Annotated in this window: 6 protein-coding genes; 3 read left to right on the top strand and 3 right to left on the bottom strand. The window is 41.7% G+C overall.

All coding sequences use genetic code 11. The features are described from left to right. Nucleotides 1-36: 36 nt before the first annotated feature. The 3 genes from AC5590_RS28045 to hetI all read left to right on the top strand — a co-directional run bounded on the left by AC5590_RS28045 (nt 37) and on the right by hetI (nt 2,213). Nucleotides 37-306 carry a YciI family protein gene (locus tag AC5590_RS28045; RefSeq protein WP_169266603.1) on the top strand — a complete coding sequence of 90 codons (270 nt, stop codon included), beginning with the start codon at nt 37-39 and terminating at the stop codon, nt 304-306. 132 nt (nt 307-438) lie between these two features. After that, nucleotides 439-843: a hypothetical protein gene (locus AC5590_RS28040; protein ID WP_169266602.1), complete on the top strand. Its 405-nt coding sequence runs from the start codon at nt 439-441 to the stop codon at nt 841-843. A 650-nt stretch (nt 844-1,493) separates the two neighbouring features. Then, nucleotides 1,494-2,213, top strand: a complete 720-nt coding sequence (gene hetI, locus AC5590_RS28035) for a 4'-phosphopantetheinyl transferase HetI (protein WP_169266601.1) — start codon at nt 1,494-1,496, stop codon at nt 2,211-2,213. 529 nt (nt 2,214-2,742) lie between these two features. Here the strand turns inward: hetI and AC5590_RS28030 are convergent. The 3 genes from AC5590_RS28030 to AC5590_RS28020 all read right to left on the bottom strand — a co-directional run bounded on the left by AC5590_RS28030 (nt 2,743) and on the right by AC5590_RS28020 (nt 10,921). After that, nucleotides 2,743-4,260 carry a thioester reductase domain-containing protein gene (locus AC5590_RS28030; RefSeq protein WP_169266600.1) on the bottom strand — a complete coding sequence of 506 codons (1,518 nt, stop codon included), beginning with the start codon at nt 4,258-4,260 and terminating at the stop codon, nt 2,743-2,745. Nucleotides 4,261-4,317: 57 nt separating this feature from the next. Then, complete coding sequence (locus AC5590_RS28025; protein WP_169266599.1) at nt 4,318-5,985, bottom strand: PfaD family polyunsaturated fatty acid/polyketide biosynthesis protein; 1,668 nt, start codon at nt 5,983-5,985, stop codon at nt 4,318-4,320. A gap of 109 nt (nt 5,986-6,094) precedes the next feature. After that, a complete protein-coding gene (locus tag AC5590_RS28020; protein WP_169266598.1) occupies nt 6,095-10,921 on the bottom strand; it encodes a PfaB family protein in 4,827 nt (1,608 codons plus the stop codon). Between the last annotated feature and the right edge of the window lie 116 nt (nt 10,922-11,037).

Genomic DNA, 11,037 nt, shown 5'->3' with positions numbered 1-11,037 from the left:
GAACTTTGATTTTTTGGATTTTGAATTCGTAAAATTATGCCTAAATATGTCATGTGGGGAACTTACTGCCAAGACGTTCTGGAAAAACGCGCCCCTTACCGTCAAGCACATCTAGATGGACTAGCAAAACAGAAAGAATCCGGTGTGTTGGTTACTATTGGTCCTACGACAGATGTCACTAAAGTTTTTGGCATTTATGAAGCCGAAGACGAAGCGATCGTACGCCAATTAGTAGAAGCCGATCCGTATTGGCAAAATGGCATCTGGACTGAATATTCTGTCCAAGAGTGGATTCAGGCTTTTTGAATAAAAGGTACGGTAATCATGAAAGCATTTTCATGGAGAAAAAGTTTGTTATTGTCTAGACTAGAGAAAAGGTAAAAACTGGAACAACTTCAACTTTTCTCTAATCGGTTGATAAGTTGAAAAGGAGATTCTATGAACAAAATTTTGAAACGCGCATTTATGCCCAGCCTATTGGCTGCAAGTTTAGCTGGTGTCAGTTTGGTTCCAATTCAACCTGCGTCTGCTGATGATAAAATCCTTGAGGATACAGCCATTGGAGCCGGTGTTGGCGCTGTCTCAGGCATCATTAGAGGACGTAGCGTGATCAACGGTGCCATTAATGGTGCTGGTACTGGTGCTGCTATCAATGGTGCTAATGGTCTTAGAGGCACTCGTAAAGAAAGGCAGCAACGCAGCATCATTCAAGATGCTGGAGTAGGTGCAGCCGCCGGTGCAGCCACTAATGGTATTACTAACGGTGGTAGAGGTACCTTTGGCAGTGCAGCAACAGGTGCAGCAACAGGTGTAATTATCAATCAAATCAGAAAAAGCAGATAGTAATATCCTCTCGAAATTAGACCGCCTCAGTTCAATTGTGAACTGAGGCGGTCTTGATGTTAGAAGAACTTATTATATAGTTAAAAAATTAAAAATCGGTTACAAAAAAACTATCAGGACAACCATTAAAAGCTATATAATAACGGGAAGTCAAAAAGCAAAACTGATTTTGACAACGCACTTTTTCTTGTATCTCTTGAAAAAAGCGACAAGACCGTTTGACTTTAATTTGAGTGTGAGATTGGGGTTTTCTGATGAAAACCCAGACGAGGGGAAACTGGGCTAAATCCACATATCACAGCGGTTTGCATGCACGAAGGGAACCCCCTGCACGGTGAGACAGCGCTTGATGAGGGTCTCCCGACCTAGGCGACTGCGAACGCGATCGCGTGCGCTTTGCGCTTACCCGAAGGGCACTGTCTCACCGCAACCCACTGCCTCCTCTACATCTTGTCGCAGGAGTGGTAAATTACTGGACAATGAGTTAGGGATAATAGTTCACACCGGTGAGACCAGCGCTCTTGGTAGGGTTTCCCGACAGCCAAGCGACGGGCGTTCCCGGAGGGCGTTCGATACGGGTGCTAGCTATCAGTCCTCTCGAAATTTAAGTATCTAATTCAGACATTAGCTGACTATTACTGCGTGACTCAATGACTGTTAATAATCATTTGTGGCTACCTGCATCGGCAGATTTAACTTTGTTGCAGGATGAAATTCATGTCTGGCGAATCGACCTTGACAGACCAGAAACACAGTTGCAACATTTGACAGCAACCCTTTCCAGCGACGAAGTTTGTCGGGCAAAACGGTTCTATAAAGAACAGCATCGACAACGTTTTATTGCTGGTCGGGGTATACTGCGAACGATATTGGGTCGCTATTTGGGTGTAGAACCGCAAGAGTTGCAGTTCTGTTATGAATCCTCTGGCAAGCCAGTGTTAGCAGATACATTTGCTGATAGTAAAATATGGTTTAACTTAACTCATTCGCAAGGCTTAGCTCTGTGTGCAGTGAGTTGCGATCGCCTGGTCGGAGTAGATCTAGAGTACGTCCGCCCAATTTCCGACGTTCTGGCCCTTGCGAAACGATACTTTTCTCCTGGGGAATATGCAGTGATGTCTGGGCTTCCTCCCCATCAAATGCAACAGGTGTTTTTCCGCTACTGGACTTGCAAAGAAGCATATTTAAAAGCAACTGGAGTAGGAATTGCTCAGCTAGAGCAAATAGAGGTTTCTCTGACTCCAGGAGGACAAGCATTGCTAAAAACAGAGCAACAGTGGAGCTTGCTAGAGCTTGTACCTGATAACAATTCTGTTGCGGTTGTTGCGGTGGAAGGTTATGGCTTGAATTTGAAGTGCTGGCAATATTGATACGCGATTCATAGACATTGCCATTTAATCAAGATGGCAGTGTTGCCAGCATTGCTAACAGCAAGATTTGAGAATTTTAAAATAGTTTTTGTTAAACCAGTTATCAGTTACCAGTTATCAATGAACAATAATTTGATAACTGATAACTGTTCACCCTATGGCTAACGCCACGCCTTACGGCTATCGGGTTCGCCAGTCGCCTACGGCGGAGCCAGTACTTGATGAGGGTCTGCCTCCGTAGGTATCTGGCGTTGGAAACCCGCCTGCAGCGCTGGACTCACTGTTCACTGTAAAAATGCAAAGATGCAAAGGCGCTCAGAAGAACTTTGCGTCTTTGCCTGTTTGTGTAAGCAAAAAAAATTGTTGGGTTTTGCATCTGCCTTAACCCAACTTGTCAATTAAAGAAGCTAGGGGGGTAAGGGTGTAAGGGTGTGAGGGTGTAAGGGTGTAAAGGGATAGGAATATAAATGCATTTTCCCTACACCCCTATACCCCTATCTTGGCTTACACCCCTTTGAATCTTGTCGTTTTATGCAACGTTCAAGAAACCACTCGAAATCAAGTAAGAAGAGTATGTCAGAAACAATCTAGAGTCTATTGGTGGACAGACAATAGAGCTTCCAGCTAGTGCCTTAAGAGTATCTTGGCAGCTAATAATTGGTCTTTTCGCTTGCAGATACAAATCTGGAATGGTGAGTCCTTCTTGAGACCACTTCTGAAGCAAGAATGGTCGCAGTGTGTACAAAGGATTTTGTTGAGAAGTGACATTTTTTACTAACATTGATTGCCACTCATCGTAAGGAACCAATTCAATTGGAAAACCAAAAGAGTGCATCCACTCAACTAACATCTTTAAGGAGATAGGTTCAGGATGTTGCAAGTGGAAAGCTTTGCCTATGGATTCTTTCTGTCTTGATAGATAGGCGATCGCCTGACTCACATAGTCTACAGGAGACATATCCAGCATATAATCCACGTCTGGAAAACATCCCATCTCAAGACAACCTTTGATCATCAAGTTGGTAAAGTCATGGGTGTTAGATATACCTGTTTGACTGTGCCCTGATATGAGTGGTGGTCTGTGGATGGTAACGGGAAGTCCGCGATCGCCAGCAATTTTGACTAACTTTTCCGCAACCCACTTCGTCTGAGAGTAACCCAGAAAAATCCCTTCCCAATGGTCAAAGCTATCCTGTTCTCTAACAACTTTGCCAGCATAAGCAGGTGATTCAAAAACAGCAACACTAGAAACGTAATGTAGAGGTTTGGCTTTGATTAAACTTGCCAAGCGTATGACTTCCTGCGTTCCCAAAACATTCGCAGTCTTCAATGCTGAGTAGGGATACACATAGTTCAGCATGGCAGCACTGTGATACACAGCGTCAAGATTAGCTGCCAGCATTTCAAACCCTTCCGTACTCATCCCTAAGAGTGGCTGAGATAAATCTCCAGGAATAGCGATAATTCTGGGACTGAATTCTTCTTTCCAAAGTAAATATTGTTGCAAGTTTTTCTTTAGCTTCTGCTTGCCTTCCTCAGAAGTCGTAGCACGTACTAAGCAGTAGATATCTGCATCAGTCGTCCGTAGTAGTTCATCAATTAGGAAAGCACCTAAAAAGCCTGTTCCTCCAGTTAAGAAGACATTATTTAGTTCAGTGGTAAATTGATAACTCAATGAGGGACGAATGTTCGAGTCAAGAACAGCTTCTGCCTGCAAATTTACCGTTGTCGTTTTGGAAACAGAAACATTTGTTCGAGGGGTCACTTTGTCATCAACTTGTGACTCTAAATCTTGCGATTCTTCAGCTAAACGCTCGGAAAGTGCTTCAATATTTGGGTAATGCCACAGCAGCATTGGAGAGACTTCAAATCCCAACATTTTTTCTGCTTGGGTAATGAGAAGCATAGCTTGGGCTGAGTTCAAACCGTAGTTTTCTAATGAATCTTGAACATTAATTTCATCAGGTGCGATTTTCAGTGCCTCAGCAAGAATAGACACCAAACATGCTTGAATTTCTTCCGCTGTATGAGACTGTTTTGAAGCCATTATTGAGACACCTCTAAGAAAATAGTCTACGATTTTTAAAAACCTTTTCTGTACTGCTTACAAGTCAGTAGAACTCACTGGATGATAGTGACAGTAATCATTTGAGATTTGCAGTCCTTGAAGTTTTAAACTTTGAATGCGGTATAAATATGCTGCTCCCGTCATGATATGATGAGCAACATCAACCACTCGGCGATTTTTTGGCTCAGCTAAATAAGAACCACGAACCCAGTCATTAAAGCTACCCATTGCTGGACCGCACCAAATTTGATAATCGACTTCTCGACCCTTTTCTCCAGAACTAGACCAGCGAGAAGATAATCCTAAATACCAGCGAAAAATTGCTGCCATTTTTATTTTGGGATTGTTGATTGCTTTCGCAAGTTTTTCTGGATTTCTTTGAGATAAATAAGTTGCAGTTTCTTCCCAAATTTGAGGAATAGTCTTACGAAAAATCTGTTTCTCTAGTTTCTCTCTTTCTTCATTAGGAATATCTTCAAGTGAGTTATAATTTCTGTATATCTCATACAGTTTTTGCGCTCGCATAGGGAACATAGTTCCTCTTTTTAAAACTTGAAGTTTGACTCCCATTTCAAACATATCAGCGGCTGGTGCCATCATCATGTCAGCCATTTCTGCTTGTGCTAACAATTGCTTGGTATGTTCAGAAGTTCCAGCTTCAACACACGATTGATTAACAGAACCAGTGACGACATAAGCAGCACCCATCATAAAGCCGGCTATTGCTGATTCTGGTGTCCCAATTCCTCCGGCGACTCCAACTCTAATAGGTGTTGAGTAGCGATATTTTTCCTGAATTTCATTTTTTAATGCCAAGATAGAAGGCAAAAGACAAACGAGAGGACGATTATCTGTATGTCCTCCAGAATCGGCTTCCACAGTGATATCATCGGCAACAGGAAGTTGAGATGCAAGATTTGCTTGGAACTCAGTAATAAGTCCTTTTTCAACCAGTTCTTTCAGAATTTTTAATGGTGCAGGTAGGAGAAATTTACTGGCGACTTCTCGACGAGAAATTTTGGCAATGACTTTGTTTTTGATTTCAATTTGATTGGCTGCATTCACGCCTAACCCAGCCGCACGGTAATAAACAATATTGGGAGTCAAGTCCAAAAATGCTGAGGCTTCTATGGTTCTAACCCCATATTTGAGGTATAACTCCACAGCACGACGTTCAATAGCAGGTTCATTCGGACTATGAATGAGATTAAAAGCGTAGGGACCTTCAGGTAAAGCTTGTTGAATACAGTTAATAGCTGCTTCAAGACGGTCTGGACTTAAACCACCAGCACCAAAAGAACTCAATATTTTTTCTTTTCCTAGTGCAATGACCATCTCTTGTGATGCAATACCACCAGCCATTGCACCAGTTGTATAAGCATATTTTACACCATGAGAGGCAAGAAAACTGGGGTCTCCTAAATGATGTGTTGGCATGGGTGGAGTTGTCATCAACAATTCTACTTGTCCTGTTTTCCCATTATCAGTAGGACAAGAATAACCCTCGTTGGTGACACCAATTTTTCCTGCTACTCTTACGACGTAACAAGGTTTCTTTATATTCAGTAATTTATCTTTGATGGCTGATTGTTCAAAAGCAACACAATCTAAAGAACCTTTCCAAACTTCATTGTGATTGAAGGAGTTACCAAAAAAGTTAAGACCGTTATTGTATTTACCTAGTACTGGATCTTCGATTTTCACAGTGGCGATTCCCTTAAATGATTAATAGACGAGACAGAGGAGAGAGAATAGGGAACAGAGGATAGGAGGTAGGGGACAGGTTACAGGAAAACCTATAACCTATCACTTATTACTTATTGAGCAAGTTTTCAGCACAAGCTAGTTGTAGTTGAATCATTTCACTGATTTGTTTGCTGAATTCTTGTCGGGATTTTAAGAAGTTAGCGTGAGTTTTATGAACCCGATAATGGTTATTGCTGAACTTTTCGTACTGAGACAGATGTAAGTTATTTAGAGGTGCTGATTTTTTAAGTTGATGAGTTGTGGAAATTGGAGGAATAATGGATGGAGTAATGATTTTTTGACTTTCAGTCAACTCACCAGATTGTAACTGTTCTCTAGGCTCAAAACTGTTATTCGTGGTGTTTTTCACGTTTTCTTCTTCTTGCATAGGTATTGATGTGGATATGTTGCGGGGATGACTTATAGCATTGTGGATAGTGGTTGAGTCTTGAGGAGAATGTATGACTTCAGAATCTGTAGGGAGAGGAATGTTCTGATACTGCTTACTTACAGTATGAAGAGGTTTTTTCATCGCTAAGTTTTGGAATTTTTTACGGTTTTCGTCGCTCAATATTTTGGTAAGAATTCTGTTCCCAGAACGGACACTTCCTTCGATAGGCGTCTGGCTTTGAGGAACTCCCCTTCCTAAAGTGAGAGTTTTCACAGTTGGTTTAAGTTGAGTGGATGTTTCTGTTTCCTGACTGTACAGTGTTGATAAGTCCAGAGAAACTTGATGACTGAAGAGTTTTGCTAATGCCCTGATAATAGAAGTATGGTCATCTACACCTCTTCTATTAACAGATACGGTTATATGTTCTTTGTTTTCTAGGATTTTATCAATCCATCGAGAGCAGATATTACCAGAACCTGCTTCGATAAAAATTCTTGCCCCATCGTCATAAACTCGGTTCACTAAGCGAGGAAAATCAAGTTGTTGACACAAGCCTTGTGCAAGATTGCGACCGATGACACTGCTTTCTAATGTGATGGGTTGACACTCCGCTGAAGAATAAAACACAATACCTGGTATATTGTGAGATGGTAAAGTGTTGACTCTAACGACTTCTTCATACTCTGATCGCATTGGTTCACAATGGATTGCATGATTAAAGGGAGCACGGAAAGCATTACAACCCAAAGTTTTTATCACTCTCTGACAAGCTGCTGTCTCACCAGCAATTAAAACTTCTTCTGGTGTATTGATTTGAGTTAAATAAACGCGATTTTCATTTTTGAGGCATTCTTTAACTTGGGATGGACTTACCATCAAAAGATAGGTACTCCAGAAATCATCGTCTGATGATTGTTGTGCTGATGGTAATCCCCAACATTCGCGTACAGCGTTTTTCGGTCCAGATATCCTGTCTGCAAACAAAGAGGATGTGTGAAAAGCACTAATTCCTTCGCTAAAGTTACTCCATACCCCCATTGAACACATCATGCTTGTCTCGCCGAGGCTATACCCAAAAACATACTTTGGCTTAATTCGGAAATCATCTCGGATAATTGTAGTAATGAGTCTGGCAAATGCCATGTCAGTTTCAAGGATTGCCAAGGAATCATTAAGCAATTGCTTTTCGAGATTTTCTAACTGTCTAGTTGATAGTTTATTTAAGCTTCTGGGAAAAACAAGCTGAGAAACTTCGGCGAAAAGACTGAAAAGATTTTTGATGACCAAGTCATCGTAAACTCTGGGAAATAAGCGGAAGAGTGTGCGACCGATACCAAGATAAGAATTAATTGCTGCAGGATAAACGTATGCTACACCTCCCTTTTTACCGACTGGCTTTGCGGTAAAATAACTGCCAGTTGGTGTTTGCCAGTCTTCCCCGTTTTCAAACGCATTATTTACACCTTTGAAAGCAGCTTCAATTTCTCTTACTAATTCGTTTTTGTTGCGTCCAAGAATTGCAAGCCCATAATTTGCCTCAACATGTTGTTTATAGATAGCAAAAGTTTGGCTTGCAGCAACGATTAAAGAACTACAATTTTCGATGGTTGTTTTGAGAGTGCTAATCTGGTCTAGTAAATCTGAGTGATTCTGACCTGCAATGGGGAACAAATATAATGGTGTTTGCTCTAAATACTTGCTTGGGCGCTGTACTTGCTGTGGTTCTTCTGACAAGATAACATGAGCGTAAGTCCCATCCATCCCCATGCTATTAATTGCAGCAACTCGCTTTTTCGCTTCTTTGCCTAAAAACCAAGGTCTTGATTCTGGAACAACATAAAAGGGACTACCTTGCCAAATCTCTTGGTTTTTGACACCAGACCATTTGGGAGTTGCAGGAATGTATCTGTGATGAAGACAAAGAGCAGTTTTAATCAGGCTGGCAATTCCTGATGCGACATAGGTGTGACCAATATTTGCTTTGACACTACCGATCGCACAATTAAGACCATTTTTATCTGAAGGATAAGCTTGAACTAAACCTTTGATTTCTGCTTCATCTTCTTGGGGAATACCGCTTCCACAAACTTCCAAATATTCAATGTCTGTGGGTTTGATACCTGCTATCTGGAAAGCTTGTTGACAGACGGAGTTGACAGCTGCTGGTTCAGGTATTGTTAGCCGATTGTGCAAGTCATTAGATGTAGAATGCTGTTGTGCAAAACTAATAGCATCGACAACTGCATAAATGCGATCGCCCTCTTTTCTTGCTGTATCTTGGCGCTTCAGAACAACTGCTCCCGCACCTTCACCAACCGTCCAACCATTCGCTTTTTGGTCGTAACTTAGGGTATTGACTCCTGTGTTTATTTGTGATCTGGAACTTCGCAGCAAGATATTTTCCAGCCCGCCAGCTAAATCAACACCACCCACAAGCACAGCATCCACTTCCCCTGCACTCAATAGCATTTGTGCGATTTCCAACACCTTGAATGTGGAATTCTCTCCGGCCGTAATAGTAAATGTTGGACCTGTGAAATCCCACAATGAAGAAACTCGACTCGCCATGATGTTGGTGATGTAACTCAGATATTCGCCAGTTTCTACTGGATGGTGAATCGCATCTTTAACAATGGTTTCTAATTCAGCAATCTTTTCTTCTGGTAAAGAAATTTCCCCGGCAACTAAGCCTTGTTTAATTTGCCAAGAGAGATTCCATCTCTGCTGTAACTGGTGAACAGAAAATTCTGTCTCTGCGGCGATGATCACTGCAACGTTTGCACCTTCTTTGATTTGGGCATCTTTTAGGGCGCGATCGGCGACTTTCAGAAGTAAGAGTTGTTGCGGATTCAGTTTGGACAGTTCATTCGGAGGGATTTTGTAAGATAAGGTATCGATTTGTAAATCTTGAATGTAAGCTCCTACTGGTGCTTTACCATCTGGTAAGCCGTATTTCTGGAGTAAGTCTTGTTGGTCTTCTAAGCCGTGCCATCTATCAGCAGGAAGAGGTATAAAATGCTGCCTTGCATCGTAAATGCTGCGGTCAAAGGCATCTAATCCATTGCAGGAACCAAAAAAGGCATCCATACCAACGATGGCGACTCTAGCTGGTTGCACGGGTGTATTCTCTTGTTCGCCATCTTCTACGGTTCCCTGTTCCAAAATCATGTGTGCATTAGTACCACCAAAACCAAATGCACTGATAGCTGCTCGTTTGACTGGTGCTTTTTGGGGCCAATTGGCTGTACTTGTAACAATTCGTTCAGGTGAAATGACGTTGTTTTCAGTTCCTATGGAGTCAGCAACATGAATTGTCGGAGGGATGACACCCTTGGACATACTCAGAAGCACTTTAATTAAGCTGACTGAACTAGCAGCGACTAGTAAATGACCAACATTTGCTTTGACGGAACCGACTAGAGGAGTTGCTTGATGCTGACCAAAGAAGGTTTCTATTGAGTTAAACTCTGTGGTGTCTCCTAGCAATGTGCCAGTTGCGTGACACTCCATGTAATCAATGTCTTTTGGACTGATTTGTGCTTCTTTGTATGCGCGTTCAAAGGCGAGAATTTGTCCTTTGGAACTGGGACTGAGCAAATGTTTTCCTCGCCCATCGTTGGAGAGTCCAGTACCAGAGATGGTGGCATAAATGCGATCGCCATCTCGCACTGCATCGCTATATCGTTTCAGCACAACCATCCCAACTCCATCAGCGGTGATCAGTCCTCTGGAAGATTTATCTAAAGGACGGCTGAGATCGTTGTCTTCTGGATATCCTTGGATACCAGAAAATAACATCCGCAAAAACAGAGGATCAGAACAGCTCATTCCTCCAGCCAACATCACATCTGCTTTGTGTGTCCACAAATAATGAGAAGCAAGCTTCGCTGCATATAATGGTGAAGAACACGCAGCATCAATGCATAAATGAATGTTGGATAAAGACAGAGCTTGGGCAATGATAGCAGCTGGCAAACCGGAAACCATTGCGTTGTAAATTGAGGCTTCTGGTGATGCTTTCAAGTCAGCCAAATCGAAGTCTTCACACTGCAAAAGTTCTCTCAATGCAGGCGTTAGTATCTGCTGATATATAGGAGCAAATAATTGATTGGATAATTTCGTAGGTAAGGAGAGAGTTCCTAATATGACTCCACATTTTGACAAAACAGATTCATTTCCTAAATACCCACTATGTTCCAAAGCTTGTTTGGCAACATCAAGTGACCATTTAAAGGTCTTATCTAAACTTTGCAGAAAGTCTGCTGGTAGTTTATATCCTGTTGTATCAAACTGAAAGTCGCGAATGAATCCTCCCTTTAAAGAATAGATTTTTTCTGGTTTACCTTTGACTGGGTCATAAAAAACTTGCGGATCTACTCCTATTTCCTGAGAAGTGATTGATGATATGGAATCTTTCTCCTGAATAAGATTATTCCAAAAATCATCAGGATTTTTGGCATCAGGAAATAGACATGAAAATCCAATAATTGCTATTTTTTCCATGATTGATTTTCTTTTTTTGAGTGAATGAAAAAATATTCTCTTTAGGACTTACGCAAAAACCCTTTTAAACCCTCTTAACTATGCGCTAAGGCGCACGCTACGCGTTCGGCAAAGCC

The organism is Brasilonema octagenarum UFV-OR1 (assembly GCF_963888615.1).
Taxonomy (GTDB): domain Bacteria; phylum Cyanobacteriota; class Cyanobacteriia; order Cyanobacteriales; family Nostocaceae; genus Brasilonema; species Brasilonema sennae.
Note: the sequence above shows the minus strand (reverse complement) of the source record. Positions and strands in the feature narration are given on the sequence as shown.